This is a genomic window from Pseudoalteromonas sp. J2K-J979 (assembly GCF_058169715.2).
In genome coordinates this window covers 3,033,317-3,052,500 of the sequence record NZ_CM200281.1, presented here as the reverse complement: position 1 = coordinate 3,052,500, position 19,184 = coordinate 3,033,317, and the positions used below count along the sequence as shown (strand labels likewise).

The 19,184-nt window shown below is 43.4% G+C and carries 9 protein-coding genes and 2 rRNA genes (1 of these 11 cut by a window edge); 8 read left to right on the top strand and 3 right to left on the bottom strand.

Annotation, left to right across the window (positions count from 1 at the left end):
* Both AC3KVK_RS13925 and rrf read left to right on the top strand, forming a co-directional pair.
* Positions 1-1,569 (top strand): 23S ribosomal RNA (locus AC3KVK_RS13925) (it extends 1,315 nt beyond the left edge of the window).
* A gap of 130 nt (positions 1,570-1,699) precedes the next feature.
* A 5S ribosomal RNA gene (gene rrf, locus AC3KVK_RS13920) occupies positions 1,700-1,814 on the top strand.
* 383 nt (positions 1,815-2,197) lie between these two features.
* On the opposite strand, the gene AC3KVK_RS13915 is transcribed toward rrf, so the two are convergent.
* On the bottom strand, positions 2,198-3,502 hold the full coding sequence (locus tag AC3KVK_RS13915; protein WP_490312687.1) for an inosine/guanosine kinase: 1,305 nt from the start codon (positions 3,500-3,502) through the stop codon (positions 2,198-2,200).
* Between the two features lie 176 nt (positions 3,503-3,678).
* Between AC3KVK_RS13915 and tadA the strand changes: the two genes are divergently transcribed.
* Positions 3,679-4,188 carry a tRNA adenosine(34) deaminase TadA gene (gene tadA, locus AC3KVK_RS13910; protein ID WP_490312688.1) on the top strand — a complete coding sequence of 170 codons (510 nt, stop codon included), beginning with the start codon at positions 3,679-3,681 and terminating at the stop codon, positions 4,186-4,188.
* A 244-nt stretch (positions 4,189-4,432) separates the two neighbouring features.
* Here the strand turns inward: tadA and mltF are convergent, their stop codons facing one another.
* Positions 4,433-5,908 (bottom strand): membrane-bound lytic murein transglycosylase MltF, encoded by a 1,476-nt coding sequence (gene mltF / locus AC3KVK_RS13905; RefSeq protein WP_490312689.1) that lies wholly within the window; start codon positions 5,906-5,908, stop codon positions 4,433-4,435.
* Between the two features lie 169 nt (positions 5,909-6,077).
* Between mltF and purL the strand changes: the two genes are divergently transcribed.
* From purL to nagP (AC3KVK_RS13885), 4 genes are all read left to right on the top strand, one after another.
* Positions 6,078-9,962 carry a phosphoribosylformylglycinamidine synthase gene (gene purL / locus AC3KVK_RS13900; RefSeq protein WP_490312690.1) on the top strand — a complete coding sequence of 1,295 codons (3,885 nt, stop codon included), beginning with the start codon at positions 6,078-6,080 and terminating at the stop codon, positions 9,960-9,962.
* Positions 9,963-10,241: 279 nt separating this feature from the next.
* Positions 10,242-12,890, top strand: coding sequence for a family 20 glycosylhydrolase (locus AC3KVK_RS13895; protein ID WP_490312691.1), 2,649 nt, complete (start codon positions 10,242-10,244; stop codon positions 12,888-12,890).
* 254 nt (positions 12,891-13,144) lie between these two features.
* Positions 13,145-14,485, top strand: a complete 1,341-nt coding sequence (gene nagP, locus AC3KVK_RS13890) for an N-acetylglucosamine MFS transporter NagP (protein WP_490312692.1) — start codon at positions 13,145-13,147, stop codon at positions 14,483-14,485.
* Positions 14,486-14,772: 287 nt separating this feature from the next.
* On the top strand, positions 14,773-16,074 hold the full coding sequence (gene nagP / locus AC3KVK_RS13885; RefSeq protein ID WP_490312693.1) for an N-acetylglucosamine MFS transporter NagP: 1,302 nt from the start codon (positions 14,773-14,775) through the stop codon (positions 16,072-16,074).
* A gap of 197 nt (positions 16,075-16,271) precedes the next feature.
* On the opposite strand, the gene AC3KVK_RS13880 is transcribed toward nagP (AC3KVK_RS13885), so the two are convergent.
* A complete protein-coding gene (locus AC3KVK_RS13880) occupies positions 16,272-18,299 on the bottom strand; it encodes a methyl-accepting chemotaxis protein (RefSeq protein WP_490312694.1) in 2,028 nt (675 codons plus the stop codon).
* 77 nt (positions 18,300-18,376) lie between these two features.
* Here AC3KVK_RS13880 and AC3KVK_RS13875 point away from each other — a divergent pair, with 77 nt between their 5' ends.
* Positions 18,377-19,180, top strand: a complete 804-nt coding sequence (locus AC3KVK_RS13875; protein WP_490312695.1) for a Rossmann-fold NAD(P)-binding domain-containing protein — start codon at positions 18,377-18,379, stop codon at positions 19,178-19,180.
* Positions 19,181-19,184 lie beyond the last annotated feature (4 nt).

Sequence of the window (19,184 nt, the reverse complement as noted above, 5' to 3'; positions counted from 1 at the left end):
GGTAGGGTGAGTCGACCCCTAAGGCGAGGCGGAAACGCGTAGTCGATGGGAAACGGGTTAATATTCCCGTACTCGGCATGAATGCGATGGGGAGACGGAGCAGGCTAGGCAAGCATGGCGTTGGTTGTCCATGTGAAAGTAAGTAGGTTGAGAACTTAGGCAAATCCGGGTTCTTAAGACTGAGATACGAGACGAGCTACTACGGTAGTGAAGTTGTTGATGCCATACTTCCAGGAAAATCCTCTAAGCTTCAGTTCATGCTGAATCGTACCCCAAACCGACACAGGTGGTCAGGTAGAGAATACTAAGGCGCTTGAGAGAACTCGGGTGAAGGAACTAGGCAAAATAGTACCGTAACTTCGGGAGAAGGTACGCTGCTGACGGTGATAGGACTTGCTCCTTAAGCTGTTGGCAGTCACAGTAACCAGGTGGCTGGGACTGTTTATTAAAAACACAGCACTGTGCAAAATCGAAAGATGACGTATACGGTGTGACACCTGCCCGGTGCCGGAAGGTTAATTGATGGGGTTATCTTCGGAGAAGCTCTTGATCGAAGCCCCGGTAAACGGCGGCCGTAACTATAACGGTCCTAAGGTAGCGAAATTCCTTGTCGGGTAAGTTCCGACCTGCACGAATGGTGTAACCATGGCCACGCTGTCTCCACCCGAGACTCAGTGAAATTGAAATCGCAGTGAAGATGCTGTGTACCCGCGGCTAGACGGAAAGACCCCGTGAACCTTTACTACAGCTTGGCACTGAACATTGAACCTACATGTGTAGGATAGGTGGGAGACTTTGAAGCAGCGACGCTAGTTGTTGTGGAGTCGTCCTTGAAATACCACCCTTGTAGTTTTGATGTTCTAACGTAGGCCCCTAATCGGGGTTGCGGACAGTGCCTGGTGGGTAGTTTGACTGGGGCGGTCTCCTCCCAAAGAGTAACGGAGGAGCACGAAGGTTTGCTAAGTACGGTCGGACATCGTACGGTTAGTGTAATGGTAGAAGCAAGCTTAACTGCGAGACGGACAAGTCGAGCAGGTACGAAAGTAGGTCATAGTGATCCGGTGGTTCTGAATGGAAGGGCCATCGCTCAACGGATAAAAGGTACTCCGGGGATAACAGGCTGATACCGCCCAAGAGTTCATATCGACGGCGGTGTTTGGCACCTCGATGTCGGCTCATCACATCCTGGGGCTGAAGTCGGTCCCAAGGGTATGGCTGTTCGCCATTTAAAGTGGTACGCGAGCTGGGTTTAGAACGTCGTGAGACAGTTCGGTCCCTATCTGCCGTGGGCGTTTGAGAATTGAGAGGGGCTGCTCCTAGTACGAGAGGACCGGAGTGGACGAACCGCTGGTGTTCGGGTTGTCATGCCAATGGCACTGCCCGGTAGCTACGTTCGGAATCGATAAGCGCTGAAAGCATCTAAGCGCGAAGCGAGCCTCGAGATGAGTTCTCACTTGGAGTTTAACTCCACTAAAGGGCCGTTGGAGACTACAACGTTGATAGGTAGGATGTGGAAGCGCTGCGAGGCGTTAAGCTAACCTATACTAATTACCCGTGAGGCTTAACCATACAACGCCAAAGTGGTTTGTATGAAGCACTGATGAATAAGCAAGAAGTTAGATAGACTGAAGTAGACAATTTTAAAATCAGCGTTCCGAATTTAGTTTTACGGCGAAAGCGGTAAAGCGGCAAAATTTTGCTTGGTGACAATAGCGTTTTGGACCCACCTGATCCCATTCCGAACTCAGTAGTGAAACGAAACAGCGCCGATGGTAGTGTGGGATTACCCATGTGAGAGTAGGACATCGCCAGGCTCCTATTAAGAAAAGCCCGACTCAATGAGTCGGGCTTTTTGCTGTCTACGTTTTTATTATCTGAAATCATCAAACTTATTATCTGAAATCATCACACTTATTATCTGAAATCATCACACTTATTATCTGAAATCATCACACGCGGATGCATGCTCAGGCAAGACAAGTTTGTATCTGGACTTTGCAACTTGTACGTTAGGCTTTCTTTGCTATCGGCTACGCCGAGATTTAATTAAACACAATGCTTGTTCATCTCGCTTTGTTAATACTAGGCAGTTTTGAGAGTTGTGCGGTACTGGATTTTGATGTTGAAAGCGGGACGACAACTTTGATGGCATAAAAAAACCTGATACTTAATCAGGTTCTTAATGTTTTGTTCTCGGTTACTGTTCCCAGTATGCTTGTTGCAAGCTGTCTTCTCGTTCTGGTAACCCTTTAGTTAACCTTGGCGAGTGCTGCACGAGAACTTCATAGCTAACGCGATTTGCATACTTACTGATCTGTGAAAGGGAAGAGTAGGTCAGGGCATTGAGCTGATGTTTACTTGAGTTTGGTACATTTATTTGATGGTAAACGTTCGCGCTCAAATCGTGTAATACAGCTGCAAGTGCGGCATCACCAGCTCCATTCGTATTTTTTATACTGTCAGGCCCACCCATATAAGGTGCAGTATGAGAATAGATTTTTAGAGGTTGCTCACAATCTTTAAATCGCATACCCCTTGAGTACTCATATTTATTAAAGTCAGGGATCGCACCAGGCATTAAGGTGTGTGTAGTAAGGCGCTTCCATTTATCATCGATATAACCACCTAAGAACATGCCTTTTTCACCCGCGGTACAAATGACCAAATCAACCCAGTCGAGTGCTTTTTCTGTTGCCAGTAGAGGATCTTCAAAGCCGGTAATTGCTAAACCTTCTTCTTCGTTCATGGCTAAAATATCTACATGGTTTTTAACAAACTCTTGCCACCATGTCGGGTCTTGTTCAATTAAAAACTTTGTTCCCAGAGTAAGCACTACAGGAATATTCGCTTTGTTGGCATATTCTACGGCTTTTAACGTTGCTTGCGTCATGGTGTCATCGACTTGAGTTCGCATTAAATAGGCGCTGATGACTAAAGCGGAGGACTGTGTAATCAGTTGTTCGGATATTGACTCTGGACGAAGCTTATTCATTAAACCTGCACTGATGGCAAATGTACGCTCGCCAGTTTCATCAATTAAGGTAAAGCATCGGCCAATTGGCCCATCAACGGGTTGGAGGTATTCAAGATCAACGCGACTAGACGTATTGCTTAAAAATCGATAAGCATAACTACCGATTTTAATATTTTCACTCATGACGCCTAATAAGACTGAGCGGTCATCGGCGAGCACGGAATAATTGTGCATCGTATTACCTATGGTTCCGCCTGCAAATTCGTAATCAACCATGTTATTTTGCTTAAGATGATCGTACAGAGCGTGCGTTGTTTTGTCGTCTATAACCTGCGACATTCCACGTTGTAGGCCAAATTGAGCAAGGAAGGTGTTTTCAACTTTTGCTTCGATATCAACCACGATTTGATCAATACCAACGATATAGTTGTTCTTCAGTTTATTATCTTGCTGAAGTTGGTTGGTAAGAGGATCTTTTGCCTCCACCGGAAAATAATGTTTGTGCCTACGGCGACCTGGAAATTTCATGGTTTATCTACATTGATTAGCTAAAACAAAAAGCGGCGAATTATAGCGTAAATAAGCCCCTCGCGGCTATGGCTTAAGAAAATTTATCGAGATTATGCATGTTAGTTGCTAATACTAGATTATTTTTAGGCTTTTGCTTGCTGTATAATTCGGCGTAGCTAGAAAATGAGGTTGTTATGATTAAGTATTCAGATGAATATTGGATGGCGCAGGCATTAATACTTGCAGATAAAGCAGAAGCTGAAGGAGAGATCCCGGTTGGTGCCCTTGTCGTACAAGATAATAAAATTATTGCGCAGGGTTGGAATCGATCTATTTGTACTCATGATCCATCCGCACATGCTGAAATGATCGCTATTCGTAGCGCTGGCCAGCATTTAAAAAACTACCGTATGCTTAATTGCACGCTTTATGTCACGTTGGAGCCTTGCTCAATGTGTGCGGGTTTGTTGGTTCATAGCCGAATCAAACGTTTAGTTTATGGGGCGGAAGATGCGAAAACTGGCGCTGTTCATTCTGTTCTAAATTTAGTCCAGCATCCGCACTTTAATCATCAGATAGAAGTTGAAGCTGGCGTACTCGCTAAAGAATGCGGTGATAAACTATCAGCATTTTTTAAACGTAGGAGAAAAGAAATTAAAGCGCTGCGGCAAGCGCAAAAAAGACAGGATCAGAAGCCGAGTTAGGCTTCTGTTATTGGATCTGTATTAATGGGCTCAAGGTTCATCAGTGCAAATAAACGACGACGCATGCTAATTTTTCGATGCAAATTTTTAAGCATGATTCTTCTTCGTGTTGAGCAAGAATTGATTGCTTTTTTTTTGATTCTAGGTGTTCTTCTTTTCAAATTAATTCTCCAAAAGTGAGAGGGGAGAAACAAATATCACTTTATAACATGTAAGGTGTATATCGGTTAAAATTACTCTGAGCTTATTTCGCTCGTATGGTGTCGTTTTGCAACAGCTGCTCATCGGGGTTTTCAGTTTGCGGCTCTGGTTCGGTTGCTGCATTTTCATCTAACCACACTAAAGTATCATAATAGCGACGGATATTGTCAACATAGGTTACTGCTACATCTCCGCGAGCATAGCCATACTTAGTGGTTCGATAGTATCGTTTTTTAATTAATAGCGGCAAACGTTTTTTCACGTCGGCCCACTTATCGGCATCGGCCCCATCTTTTTGAGTGAGTATCCGAGCATCATTGACATGTCCCCAGCCTACATTATACGCAGCCAAAGCAAACCAAAGATTATCTGGGCTGGGAATTCTATCGGGGATCCGTGATAAAAGGCGGCTTAAATATATCGCACCGCCTTTTATATTCTGCTCAGGTTCTAAGCGATTCGTGACTCCAACTTGTTTGGCTGTTGGTCGAGTGAGCATCATGATGCCACGCACCCCTGTGGGTGATTTTGCTCTGGGATCCCACATTGACTCCTGATAGCTCAGCGCTGCAAGTAGGCGCCAGTCCAGTTCCAATGCGTATTGTTCAAACCAAGGCTGATATTTGGGCAGCGTGGTTTTTACTGCGTTGATAAAAGAGAGGGTGTTGATGTAATTAAATTGGCGTACATGACCAAAATATTTTTCTTCAAGTTCATGAAGCAGGCCTGTTTGTTGTGCTTCACCAAAAAACTCAACCAGAAGAGCGTACAAAGAGTCATCAATATCTTTTTTTAGCATCCAGGCGACAGGATCGCTGCGTGTCACTGAAAAGCCGATGCTGAGTTCAGGGTGATAGCGGCGAAATAATGCCAAGGTGTTTGAATCTGCGATGGTGTAATCTACTTCCCCATCAATGACTTGTTGTAGTATTTCGGCTTCATCCATTTCATCGGTTTCAACCCACGACAATTGATCAAAGCGCAATTTTGCTTTTCGTAAGCTATCAACATGACTGCTTTTTGCTAAAACGGTGAGGTTACCATTTATTTGTGCGAAATTTCTTGGTCTTATATTGCCTTGCTTAAAAACTAGTTTTTGACTGATAGAGCGGTACTCAGGTGCAAAACGAAATGACTCTAGCCTGTTTTTATTGATGGTTAAACCAGAGGCGATAATATCGATGTTGTTGTTATTTAAACGTGGAAATAAGTCACTGAGACTAAAAAAAGGCACGACCTCAAGTTCGACCCCTAAAAAGTCAGCAAATGCAGCGGCCAACTCATATTCAAAGCCTTCTTCACCATCGCCACTCAAATAATAAGTACTTTGACCGACGAGTATGCCGATGCGGATTTTGTCTTGTTGATTGATTTTTTGCAGTTGCGTTGGCGCGTCTTGTTTAGAACAAGAAATTAATACAACCAAACTCAATAGCAAAACAATGATGCGCATAATGACCCAAAATACTCGGTATGTTTTTATTTTATAACAGAAGATTGTTAGTAGGTCACTTAACATTCAACTGTAAGGTGTGAATTTCGCTGGTCTGAGCTGTCTTCATTTTCGCTGCTTTTGATGGTTAATTTGGCGAATTTTTGAATTTGCAGTTAAAACCAAGTTTTATTTCCACTATAATGTCGCCTTTATTGATATATCGTTCAATCCCTAACCCCGGATGAAAATACCTATGTTGATCTTACGTGGTGCACCCGCACTGTCTGATTTTAGAGTTCAAAAAATCTTAAAACGTTGTGCTGATGCTAATTTAGCTGTAACGAATGTTTACGCTGAATTTATGCATTTTGCTAACTTAACCGCGCAACTCAGCGATGCTGAACTGGATAAGTTAAAAAAACTGCTTACCTACGGCCCAACTGTGATTGAGCATGAGCCGGCAGGTACACTTATTTTAGTGACGCCGCGTCCTGGTACTATTTCTCCGTGGGCATCAAAAGCAACTGATATCGCAAAAAACTGTGGTTTAAGCCAAGTACACCGTATTGAACGCGGTGTTGCATATTATGTTGAAGGCAACTTATCTGCTGAGCAACATCAAGAAGTGGCTAAGCTGCTTCACGATCGCATGACTGAGGCGACACATGCTGAGTTAGATGATGCAGCACAATTGTTTAAAATTGATGAGCCTCGTCCGATGTCATCGGTTGATATTTTAGGCGGTGGTCGTGAAGCCTTAGCTGCAGCCAATATCGAACAAGGTTTTGCTTTGGCGGATGACGAAATTGATTATCTAGTTGAGAACTTCCAAAAACTAGGCCGTAACCCGAATGACATTGAGTTGTTTATGTTTGCACAAGCGAACTCGGAACATTGTCGCCATAAAATTTTCAACGCTGATTGGACTATCGATGGAATCGAACAGCCTAAATCGCTGTTTAAAATGATTAAAAATACTTATGAAACACATCCAGAGAATGTGTTGTCAGCCTATAAAGATAACGCAGCTGTGATGAAAGGCTCATTTGCTGGTCGTTTCTTCCCAAATGTTACAGGTGAATACGCGTATCACCCTGAAAACATCGAAATTTTAATGAAGGTTGAAACTCATAACCACCCAACTGCAATTGCACCTTTTTCGGGGGCATCGACTGGGTCTGGTGGTGAGATCCGTGATGAAGGCGCCACTGGTCGCGGTTCTAAACCAAAAGCAGGTTTAGTCGGTTTTACCGTCTCGAACTTACGTATCCCTGGGTATGAACAGCCGTGGGAAACGGATTTCGGTAAGCCAGCGCGCATCGTAAATGCGTTAGATATTATGGTAGAAGGCCCGCTCGGTGGCGCGGCATTTAACAATGAATTTGGTCGTCCAAATTTATTAGGTTATTTCCGTACCTATGAAGAGCAAGTCAACAGCCATAATGGTGTTGAGGTTCGTGGTTATCACAAACCGATTATGCTTGCCGGTGGTTTAGGCAATATTCGTACAGACCATGTTCAAAAAGGTGAAATCCCAATCGGCGCTAAGTTGATTGTACTGGGTGGTCCAGCGATGAACATCGGTTTAGGTGGTGGTGCAGCCTCTTCAATGACCTCTGGTCAATCAAATGAAGATTTAGACTTTGCTTCCGTGCAGCGTGAAAATCCAGAAATGGAACGTCGCTGTCAGGAAGTGATCGACAAGTGTTGGCAGCTTGGTGATGCCAATCCAATTGCATTTATTCACGATGTGGGCGCTGGCGGTATTTCAAATGCATTCCCAGAGCTAGTGAGCGATGGGGGTCGTGGTGGTAAATTCGAATTACGTAATGTGCCTAACGATGAACCAGGCATGGCGCCACATGAGATTTGGTGTAACGAATCACAAGAACGTTATGTTATGGCGGTTGCTGCCGAAGATTTTGCTCGTTTTGAAGAAATCTGTAAGCGTGAGCGTGCGCAATATGCGGTCATTGGTGAAGCAACTGAAGAGTTACACTTAACGGTTTCAGATAGCCATTTTGAGAATAACCCCGTTGATTTACCACTAGAGGTTTTACTAGGTAAAGCACCAAAAATGCATCGAGAAGTGACGTCTTTGCAAGCAAAAGGCGATGCATTAAATGTGAGTAACATCAATTTAGATGAAGCGGCTAAGCGTTTACTTCGCCTACCAGCTATTGCAGAGAAAACCTTCTTAATCACTATTGGTGATCGTACTGTTACTGGCTTAGTGGCGCGTGACCAAATGGTTGGTCCATGGCAGGTACCGGTTGCAGATTGTGCGGTTACAGCTGCAGCGTTTGATACGTACCACGGTGAAGCGATGTCTCTGGGCGAGCGCACGCCTGCTGCTTTACTTAACTATGGCGCATCAGCGCGTTTAGCTGTGGCGGAATCATTAACTAATATTGCTGGTACAAATATTGGTGGTTTAGAAAATATTAAGTTGTCTGCAAACTGGATGGCTGCTGCAGGGCACCCAGGTGAAGATGCGGGTCTTTATGAAGCCGTTAAAGCGGTTGGTGAAGAATTGTGTCCTGCGCTAGGTTTGACCATTCCAGTGGGCAAAGACTCGATGTCGATGAAAACTCAGTGGGATGAAAACGGGGAAACTAAAGCTGTGACAGCTCCTCTTTCATTGATTATTACCGCATTTGGTCGTGTTGACGATGTGCGTAAAACAGTGACTCCTGAATTGCGTACAGATAAAGGTGATTCAAGCTTACTGCTAATTGACTTAGGTGTAGGTCAAAACCGCTTAGGTGCTTCGAGCCTTGCCCAAGTTTATAAGCAATTGGGCGATCAAACACCTGACGTTGATAGTCCTGAATTATTAAAGGGTTATTACAATGCAATGCAAGCATTAGTTGCTGATGGCAAGTTGTTAGCATATCACGATCGCTCAGATGGCGGTTTATTCACGACCGTGGCTGAAATGGCGTTTGCGGGTCGTGTGGGTGTGAGTGTCAACCTTGATGGTCTTACGGGTTCTGATCTTGAAGTACTCTTTAATGAAGAGCTCGGTGGGGTTATTCAAGTGCGCAATAGTGATAAAGCATTTGTGCTTGAGACTTTTGCTGCGCATGGTTTAGCGGCAGTGACTCATGATATTGGTACATTAAATAACACAGATACAGTCTCGTTTGCTCGTAATGGCAATCAGGTATTAGAAAATAGCCGTGTTGAACTTCGTACGATATGGGCTGAAACCACTTATCAAATGCAAAGCTTGCGTGATAACCCTGCCGGGGCACAGCAAGAGTTTGATGCTAAATTTGATGCGAAGGATCCGGGTTTAAATACTAAGTTAAGCTTTGATTTAAATGAAGATGTGGCTGCGCCATATATCTTAAAAGGTGCAGCGCCAAGAATGGCTATTCTACGTGAGCAAGGCGTCAACTCGCATGTTGAAATGGCGGCGGCGTTTAATCGTGCAGGATTTGCTGCGGTTGATGTTCACATGAGTGATATCTTAGAAGGTCGTTTATCTCTTGAGGAGTTTAAAGGCTTAGTTGCATGTGGCGGTTTCTCTTACGGTGATGTGTTAGGCGCCGGTGAAGGCTGGGCTAAATCTATCTTATTTAATGAGATGGCCCGTGAACAATTCCAAACTTTCTTTGAGCGCCAAGATACTTTCAGCCTAGGTGTATGTAACGGTTGTCAGATGTTATCAACGCTAAAAGAGTTAATTCCTGGCACTGAGCACTGGCCACGTTTTGTTACCAATAAATCAGAGCGTTTTGAAGCACGCTTTAGCTTAGTTGAAGTGCAAGAAAGTCCGTCAGTATTCTTCTCAGGTATGGCAGGATCACGTATGCCAATTGCTGTTTCACATGGCGAAGGTCATGCGGAATTTGCTAATGCAAGCGCGTTGCAATCGGCTATATCGACTGGAACTGTGGCTGTGAAGTTTGTTGATAACTACGGTAACCCAACCACGCAGTATCCGAATAATCCAAATGGATCGCCAGAGGGGATTACCGGCATAACGAGTTTAGATGGTCGCGCGACAGTGATGATGCCGCATCCTGAGCGAGTTTTCCGCACTGTCGCTAATTCATGGCACCCAGATGAGTGGCGTGAAGATAGCCCTTGGATGCGCATGTTCAGAAATGCACGTAAACACATTGGTTAATTAAACCAAGATAGTAAAAACCAGCCATATTAAGGCTGGTTTTTTTATGTCTGGAATTTAACCTAGAAAAATTATTTTAGAGATTATTTAATAAATACTTATTAAATAATTGGTTAGAAATTAGGTTTAGCCATGTTTCAGAAAAAAATCAGTTTTTATTTACTGCCAAAAGATAGCGCTGTCATTTTGATTTGTTTATAGTGACTTCAATATTAAGGATTAAATATCATCTATATTGTGACAGTAGTCTGGTTCACAATTTACTTACTGGAGGCCCTAATGCGCTTTAAAAAAAGCATTATAGCGAGCTTATTTATCTCATCGCCCTTGATGGCTCAAGGTCAATTAAGTCAGCAAGCGTTACAAGATTTTACCCAAAATACCCAATTTCAATTTTCTGTCGTTGATAATTTTCATAACAAAGACGGTGGTTTTATTGGGCAAATTAGCTTAGCAAATAATTCAAATGTCGCGTTGGCTAAAGGTGAAGGAGATTGGCAAATTTATCTTCACTCGATTCGTAAAATTACTTCCGTAGATAATCCTGGTTTAAAAGTCGAGCACGTGAATGGTGATTTGCATCGCATTATTGCCACGAAAAAATTTGCTGGTTTAGCAACAGGTGAGCGCCTGAGTTTCAACTATGAAGCAGGGGCCTATATCGTTTCATACACTGATTTTATGCCACGTGCATTTATGGTGTCTGGTGAAAATACTCCAGCAGTTTTTGCCAATACTGATACTGAAGATATGAAAGCGTTTGTCGCGCCTTTTGTACGAGAAAATCAACTCAAGAAATTTAATGAGCCAAAAGATCTGTCGATCATTGCCGATGCAGCCAATCGATATCAGGCCAATTTAGCCAATAAAAAATATACAGTTTCACAGCAGGCCGCACTGAAGCGCATTATCCCAATGCCACAAAATGTGGATTTTAATCGTGGTGAAGTGACCGTTAATAACACTTGGGAAATCCGTTTTGCAGGTCGATTGACCTCTGAAGTTGCGGTGTTTGTCGAAGACTTAACAAAAAATCATCAGCTCACGCTCAAAGCCCAGCCTGATCATATTGCTGTTGGTGATACTGCTGTGATTAAAGTCAAAGTGGATAGCAGCGTAAATAAAGGTAAAAGTGAAAGTTACCGTCTTGAGGTGGATAAAAACAGTATCACAATCGTGGGGAGCGATAACGCCGGTGCGTTTTACGGTATGCAAAGTTTGTTAGCACTTATTCCGGCAGATGCGAGTGAAGCACTGACGTTACCACGCGTAGAAATTCAAGATAGCCCTCGTTATGATTGGCGGGGGATGCATTACGATAATGCTCGTAATTATCATGGCAAAGAGGCCATGTTCAAACTTGTTGAACAAATGGCGCGCTACAAATTAAATAAACTCCATTGGCACTTCTCTGAAGATGAAGGTTGGCGTTTAGAAATTCCTGGCCTGCCTGAGCTAACCGAAATTGGTGGATACCGTTGTTTTGATTTAGCAGAAAATGAGTGTTTATTGACTCAGCTGGGGACGGGTCCTCATAAATCGGGCTCTGGCAATGGCTTTTTAACCCGTGCGGAATTTGTTGAATTGCTAAAGTTTGCAGCTGCGCGCCATGTGAATATTATTCCTGAAATTGAAGGGCCTGGGCATGCCAGAGCTTCAATCAAAGCGATGGAGGCGCGTTATCGTAAGTTGATAAAGCAGGAGAAAGCTTTACGAGCAGGTGCAATTAAAGCTGCGGCTGAAGATGCTGAGGGTGGCGTGCTGCAATCATCGGCGGCAACAGCATACTTATTAAGCGATCCAGCCGATACATCTGTTTATGAAACAGTCCAGCTGTATAAAGATAATTCAGTGAATGTCTGTATGGACTCGAGTTATCAATTTTTCGACAAAGTGACTTATGAACTTCAGCAGATGTATCGCGAAGCGGGTGTACGATTAACCAATCTTCATTTTGGTGGCGATGAAGTGGGGGCGGGTTCGTGGACTGGTTCACCAGCGTGTCAGGCTGTTTTTGATGATCCGACTAACGGGGTCGCAGGTGTCGCTGACTTGAAACCGTATTTTACTCAGCGTATTGCAAAGATGTTGCATAAACGTGGCATTGCGCCGGGCGCTTGGGAAGATGGGTTAATGTATGACAAAACCAACCCGTTTAATCGCGCTGAAATGCCAAACCCGGTCTTTACAGCCAATGTTTGGGATAATATCTGGGAATGGGGTGTAGCTGATCGCGCTTATCGTTTAGCTAATGAGGGTTATCAGGTTGTGATGTCTCATGGCACGCATTTGTATTTTGACCACCCTTATGAAGCGCACCCGGAAGAGCGAGGTTACTACTGGGCGACTCGAGCGACGAATACAGAAAAAGCATTTGGATACATGCCAGATTATGTGTATGCCAATGCTGATTTCACCCGAACAGGTGAGAAAATTGATAATTTAGAAGCGTTAGTGGGGCGCCCGATGCCTGAATTGGAAAAACCTGAAAACGTTTTAGGGATCCAAGGGCAAGTTTGGTCTGAAACAATTCGCACCGAAGATCAAGTGTTGGCGATGATTTTCCCACGTTTGTTATCTGTAGCTGAACGTGCTTGGTATAAAGCTGATTGGGAAAGTAAATCGCCTAATAAGATGGCTCGTAGCCAAGATTTTGCTGAGTTTGCGGCTGCTTTATCGGTCAAAGAGCTAGCTAAAATGGCAAAAGGAGGGGTGAAGCCTTATTTACCTGTACCTGGTGGTATCATTGAGCAAGGCAAACTCAAGGCAAATGCAGCGTTTGATTACTTACCCATTGAATACAGCTTAGATAATGGGGCTTCTTGGGCGGCTTATACAGCTCCGATCAGTGTTGATCCCCAGCAAAAAATAGCATTAAGAACCCGCTTAAATGAGGATGTTGTTAGTAGAATAACGTATATAAATTAAGTGTTTATAATTTTATGACATAAAAAGAGGCTGTTAGCCTCTTTTTTTTGGCGAATAATTATTCATCTTAAGCTAGTAAAATGTCGTTATTTCACGTAAAGTTTTATGATAGCGCTGTCATTTTGTATATACCTAGCTCTAGTTAGTGTTTTACCTGCCTTTGGGCAAGTGGCGTAATATAAGCAGTGATGTTTAGAGTTTCCCCAACTTTGAGCAAGCTGTATTAAACTCAATAGTTAATCAAAGAAGAAGTTATGGAAGCTACAGTGGATACTCAAACAAGCTCAAAAAGTAACGCGTTGCCAATGGTAATTGTTGCTGGATTATTTTTTATACTTGGTTTTGTTACTTGGATGAATGGCTCGTTAATGCCATACCTTAAACAAGTGCTGCAATTAAGCCCATTTCAAGCCTCGTTGATCCTTTTTTCATTTTATATTGCAGTGACGTTTACTGCTCTTCCTTCATCTGCGATTATTCGCAAAGTAGGGTATAAAAAAGGGATGGCCTTAGGCTTAGCGACCATGATGTTCGCGTGTTTCCTATTTATTCCTGCCGCTAAAACTCAAATGTTTGCTCTATTCTTAGTGGCACAACTAGTGATGGGAGCAGGTCAAACGTTACTGCAAACCGCTGTTAATCCTTACATTGTTAAGTGCGGGCCAGAAGAGTCAGCCGCTGTACGTGTCAGTATTTGTGGCATCTTAAATAAAGGTGCTGGGGTGGTTGCGCCTATCGTATTCAGCGCGCTTATTTTAAGTGGTTTCTCAGGCCTGGTTGGCACTGAGTTATCCCAATCACAAATCGACGACATGGCTAACAGCCTGATTTCACCTTACATTGGCTTGGGTATTTTCATTGGTGTGCTTGCATTTGCTGTGACTAAATCGCCTCTTCCAGAGCTTCAATCGGAAGAAGACAGTGGCGATGTAAACGAAACGGGCTTAATCAAAGCCGCGCTTCGTGTACCAAGCTTAACACTCGGTGTGATTGCATTATTCTTCTATGTGGCTGTTGAAGTTATCGCTGGAGATACAATTGGTGCCTTTGCGTTGTCGCTGGGTGTGCAAAATTATGCCGTGATGACCTCTTACACCATGGCGTGTATGGTATTGGGTTATATCTTGGGGATTTTCCTCATTCCTCGGGTTATTTCACAGCAAACGGCACTGTCGTCATCTGCTGTACTAGGCGTGATTTTAACACTCGCTATCGTGTTCGGTGATAATCAGTCGTATACCATTGCCAATACCTTTTTAGTGCCATTTGGTGGTGCGCAGTTACCTGATCCCCTTTTACTTATTGCGGTGTTAGGTTTGGCGAATGCAATTGTTTGGCCTGCAATTTGGCCATTAGCGTTATCAGGTTTAGGTAAATTAACCGCCACGGGCTCAGCATTGTTAGTGATGGGTATCGCGGGTGGTGCATTTGGTCCGCTATTTGTTGGTTTAGCAAGTTCAGTTCCAGCTGATCAAGTGGGTCAAGCTGGCGCAGCCGCATTGGCACAGCAAGGTGGTTATATTGTGATGCTACCGTGTTACTTGTTTATTTTATTCTATGCCCTTAAAGGTCATAAAATGAAGAGTTGGAAATAAAAAAATTCTCAATGCATTGAGATGATCCCGTGTGATGCCAGTCTTTAGACTGGCATTTTTATATCTAATTCCTTCCTGTCTTAACCGTATTTTCTTGCTGACCGTTATTGCACAAAGCGAGCACTCTTATTTTATGATAGCGCTGTCATTTTTGTTGGTGTATAGTTAATTTTGTTATTTTAACGTTGCCATTACGGATGAGATAGAAGAATATTTGCATAGAACGTATGGCCTGTATTGAGATAAAAAACTCGATTAAACTTAACAACAATAAGAAGATAAAGCCGATGGAAGCAACCGTGGAACTAGAAGAAAACAAACAACAGAGCATTTTATTGCCAATGATTTTGGCCGGTTCAATGTTCTTTATTTTGGGCTGTATTACCTGGCTCAATGGTGCGATTACACCGTTTTTGCAACAGATGCTTGAGCTGTCTCCTTTACAAGCCTCTTTTATCATTTCCTCATTTTATATTGCGGTGACGATTGCGGGCATTCCTTCGGCAATGCTGATTAAACGTGTCGGTTATAAAAACGGCATGGCTATAGGTTGTACGGTTATGGCGGCGTCAGCTTTGATGTATATACCCGCAGCTAAAATGCAAATGATTGAAATTTTCTTATTTGCACAGTTGATGATAGGGGTGGGGCAAACGATTTTGCAAACTGCGGTCAATCCTTATGTAGTGAAAATGGGCTCAGAAAAATCAGCCGCGGTACGCGTGTGTATCATGGGGTTACTCAATAAATTTGCGGGTGTAATAGTGCCTATCATGTTCGCTGCAGTTGTTGTTAGTGGTGTTGTAGCAGATGGTGAAGTCTTATCTCAGCAGCAAAAAGATGCTATGGCAGATAGCTTAATTTTGCCATACATTGGCATAGCGAGCTTAATTTTTGTGTTTGCTTTATTTGCGAAGTTTTCACCGTTACCTGATTTAGTCTTTGAAGACGATGCAAGCAATGGTAAAGGTGAAATTAAAGAAACCTTGAGCCACCCTCATTTAGTGTTAGGTGTAATTGGTATTGCTTTATATGTCGCAGTTGAAGTTATTGCGGCCGATACAATTGGTTCTTATGCGTTGGCGATTGGTGTTGCGGATTATTCTATGATGACTTCGTATACTATGGCCTGCATGTTGATCGGTTACGCGATCGGTATTGCGTTAATTCCTCGTTATATGTCGCAGCAAAATGCACTGACGATGTCAGGGGTTGCTGGCATTGTAACGGTATTGGCAGTTGTGATGGGAAGTAATGAATCATTTGTAATTTCAAATATACTACTGGTCCCATTTGGTGGTCCTCAATTACCCGATCCACTCGTATGTATTGCGTTATTGGGTTTTGCAAATGCGATGGTGTGGCCTGCAATTTGGCCATTAGCGCTACAAGGATTAGGTCGATTAACGGGGACTGCTTCGGGTTTACTCATTATGGGGATCGCAGGTGGTGCATTGGGTCCATTATTAATAGGATTAGGTAATATGGCCGGTTTAGGTGCGCAAGGGGCATACAGCTTGATGATCCCAAGTTACTTATTTATCATTTTCTATGCGCTAAAAGGGCATAAGATGAGAAGCTGGAAATAACGACTTTTCAGTTTACAGATAATAAAAAGGCCAATCTAATGATTGGCCTTTTTATTATCTGTAAGATTAAGCTCAGTCCGTGCACCCTCTAGCGAGTGTCAATGTATAGGAAGTCTAATAAGCTCCGTAATTCAATTAACAAACGTGCTGATCCGTTGATGATAAAAAAGGAGCTTGTCGGCTCCTGTTTTATTGGCTTAAAGCCTAAATTGACTGACGCTATTGGTTAAATTGCCTGATAGCGTATTTAAGTCTCTGGCTTCATCCGCGAGCTCTGAGGCATGGGCCGCCGTGTTGTTTACAAGTTGATTAATTGAATGGAGGCTTGTATTGATATCTTCAGCCACCATGGTCTGTTGTTCAGTGGCGGTCGCTATTTGATGACTTTGATCTTCAACTAATAGGACTGAATCGGCAATTTCTTTAAGGGCATCAAGAACATTTTGTGTTTGTGTTACTGAGCCTTCGGCTTGCTCTTTCCCTTGTTGCATCATAGTCGATGCTTGTTGGGCTATTTGCTGTAAACGGGTAATCATGTTGCGGATATTTTCAGTTGACTCTTGGGTACGGCTTGCCAGCGTTCTCACTTCATCAGCTACGACAGCAAATCCACGTCCTTGCTCGCCCGCTCTTGCAGCCTCAATTGCGGCATTAAGTGCGAGTAAATTGGTTTGCTCTGCGATAGAGTTGATGACATCAATGACAGCACCTATGTTTCCTGATTCTTGCTCTAAACCAGCGACCACTGCAGAGGCTTCGGAAATATGCGCCGACAGCGACGTCATGGTAAGCTGAGCTGAATTAGAGATATCAGTTCCTTTGGAGGTGAGCTTTTGCACCGACTCAGCAGCTTTATTCGTTTGTTGGGCATTTTGTGAGATTTCCATCACGGTCGCGGCCATTTCGGTGACTGCAGCACTGACACTATCAACTTGCTGCTTTTCTTGCTGAATTTCACTGTTTGTGGCGTTTGACACTCTGCTTAAATGCGCGGCGGCTTCGCCAACTTGAATAGCCTGCTCAGCAGTCGTGAGTAGTAGTTTACGAAGCTTGTTAATAAAAGTATTCATGTGTGTAGCCAGCTGGCCGACTTCATCTTTACTATCAATATTAATTTGTTTTGTGAGATCCCCTTCACCGGAGGCGATGTCTTGCATTATGTGGGTTAATTCTAGCATGGGTTTCGTAATCATTTGGCTAGCAATGACGATCATAGACATGATGATGATTAAAATGCCTGCCACCGTCAGGCTGGTGGTCCATACGGCGTCGTTGACTGGCGCTTCAATTAAGCTCATCGGAATGAGCACCCCGACATACCAATCAAGTACAGGTTGGTCGAGTTGCAAACGTTGATAGGCAACATGGTAGTGCTGCCCTTTAAACTGGACAGTGCTGGCACCCGATTGAGTTTGGTGCATTAACTGATTGAGCTCACTGAACCCTTGAGTATCGGAAAACTGTGCTTCTAATGCGTCTAAGCCTTCTTTACCTCGGCTGCATTCATCGGTGATGCAAAGTTTATGTGCGGTTTTTTTAGATAAGTGCACAACCTTTTGTTGGTTATCGAGCAAGAAACCAAATCCTTGGTTTTGGAAGTTAATGTCCTCAATCATTTGGCTGATTTTATTGAGCTGTAGATCCACACCTGCCACACCGATTAACTTTCGATCTGGGTTATAAACGGTTTGCTGAACCACTGCAGAGACATTACCAGTGGTTAAATCAACAGACAGTGGGCCGACATAAAGCTGGTCAATATCGGTGGCCTCTTGCCACCAACCGCGCTTGTACGCGTAATATGGTTGGCCATTGTAAACCGTGGTACGCTCATTTTCCTTGAAATACTCACCCGTCTGCGCGGATGCAAAAAATGCGGATAAAATGTAGTCGTCATTTTGACTGATGCGGACAATATCCGCATTCATTTCATCATAGCCTGGTGATTGTGATAAATCCCCTTCACGAGTTTGCCAATTACTAAACCAATTGACTAAGTGTGGATTTTTAACAAAGGTATCTACGACTCGGCCATATTGGGCGAAAAAAGATTCTATCGAAAGCTTTTCTGATGAGATGTAACTACTGGCTTCTTTTTCGATTGCTGTACGAGAAAGGTGCGCAATGTGGTTGATGAGAAAGACAGATGCGATGATGAGCAAGATAGAAATAGTGCCACCAATAAGCAATAAGGTTTTATTACGCAGTGATATATTTTTTAACATTTTTATTCTCTACAGCTGTTGAAGGGCTAATATAATCACATCTAAAAAATGAGTGCTAGAGTGTAGATGGAATGTTAATGAAAAAAGATGAGAAATCGGTCGTTATCTTGGGTCTAGGGTGGTTGGGAACCCATTTACGTGCTGATTTACTCAGTAAAAAGTACCAAGTTGAAGCATCTGTGCGCGACCCTAAAAAAGCGACTGAGAAAGGAGGGAACTATTTTAATTTAACCCCAGAGGGATTGCTTAAGCATAATTTGACTCTGCAAAATGCGTGGTGGGTTTGTTGTATTCCTCCTGGTTTTAGAAACTCAGAACGACACTATTTTTCTGTATTAGAGGTCGCGCTTGAATTAGCCACTAGGCTTAATATGCGAGGTTTTTTATTGTGTTCATCAACGGGGGTGTATCCAAGTGCTTCGCAAACGATGACTGAAAATATGCCTTTAGCGACTGAATCACAAAAGCAACAGTGGTTGCTCGAAGCCGAATCGAAGGTATTGACTAATGCGAAAGCTAAAGTGGTGAGGTTAGCCGGGTTAATAGGGCCAAAGCGCCATCCGGGTCGGTTTGTTGCGGGTAAAGAGCTTGCTTCAAGTGCCAATGAGCGAGTCAATATGGTTCATCAGTTTGATGCATCAGCTGCGATTATGTACTTACTTGAAAACTGGGACAGTGCGCAATCAATGTATAATGTAGTGGCTCCCGATCACCCAACTAAACACACATTTTATACAGGGGCATGTAAGCAACTTGGCGCGAATCCGCCGAGTTTTCAGTCTGATGAGCTAGTAGAGCGGGTTATAGATGGTTCGGCCATTGAAGCGCTTGGTTTTAAATATCGCTACCAAACGCTCGCCGATGCATTGATTGATTGTTAAATTG

Bases quoted from the DNA above. Each gene is read 5' to 3' on its own strand.
- AC3KVK_RS13915 (WP_490312687.1), bottom strand. From the start codon at position 3,502: ATGAAATTTCCAGGTCGCCGTAGGCACAAACATTATTTTCCGGTGGAG.
- tadA (WP_490312688.1), top strand. From the start codon at position 3,679: ATGATTAAGTATTCAGATGAATATTGGATGGCGCAGGCATTAATACTT.
- mltF (WP_490312689.1), bottom strand. From the start codon at position 5,908: ATGTTAAGTGACCTACTAACAATCTTCTGTTATAAAATAAAAACATAC.
- purL (WP_490312690.1), top strand. From the start codon at position 6,078: ATGTTGATCTTACGTGGTGCACCCGCACTGTCTGATTTTAGAGTTCAA.
- AC3KVK_RS13895 (WP_490312691.1), top strand. From the start codon at position 10,242: ATGCGCTTTAAAAAAAGCATTATAGCGAGCTTATTTATCTCATCGCCC.
- nagP (WP_490312692.1), top strand. From the start codon at position 13,145: ATGGAAGCTACAGTGGATACTCAAACAAGCTCAAAAAGTAACGCGTTG.
- nagP (WP_490312693.1), top strand. From the start codon at position 14,773: ATGGAAGCAACCGTGGAACTAGAAGAAAACAAACAACAGAGCATTTTA.
- AC3KVK_RS13880 (WP_490312694.1), bottom strand. From the start codon at position 18,299: ATGTTAAAAAATATATCACTGCGTAATAAAACCTTATTGCTTATTGGT.
- AC3KVK_RS13875 (WP_490312695.1), top strand. From the start codon at position 18,377: ATGAAAAAAGATGAGAAATCGGTCGTTATCTTGGGTCTAGGGTGGTTG.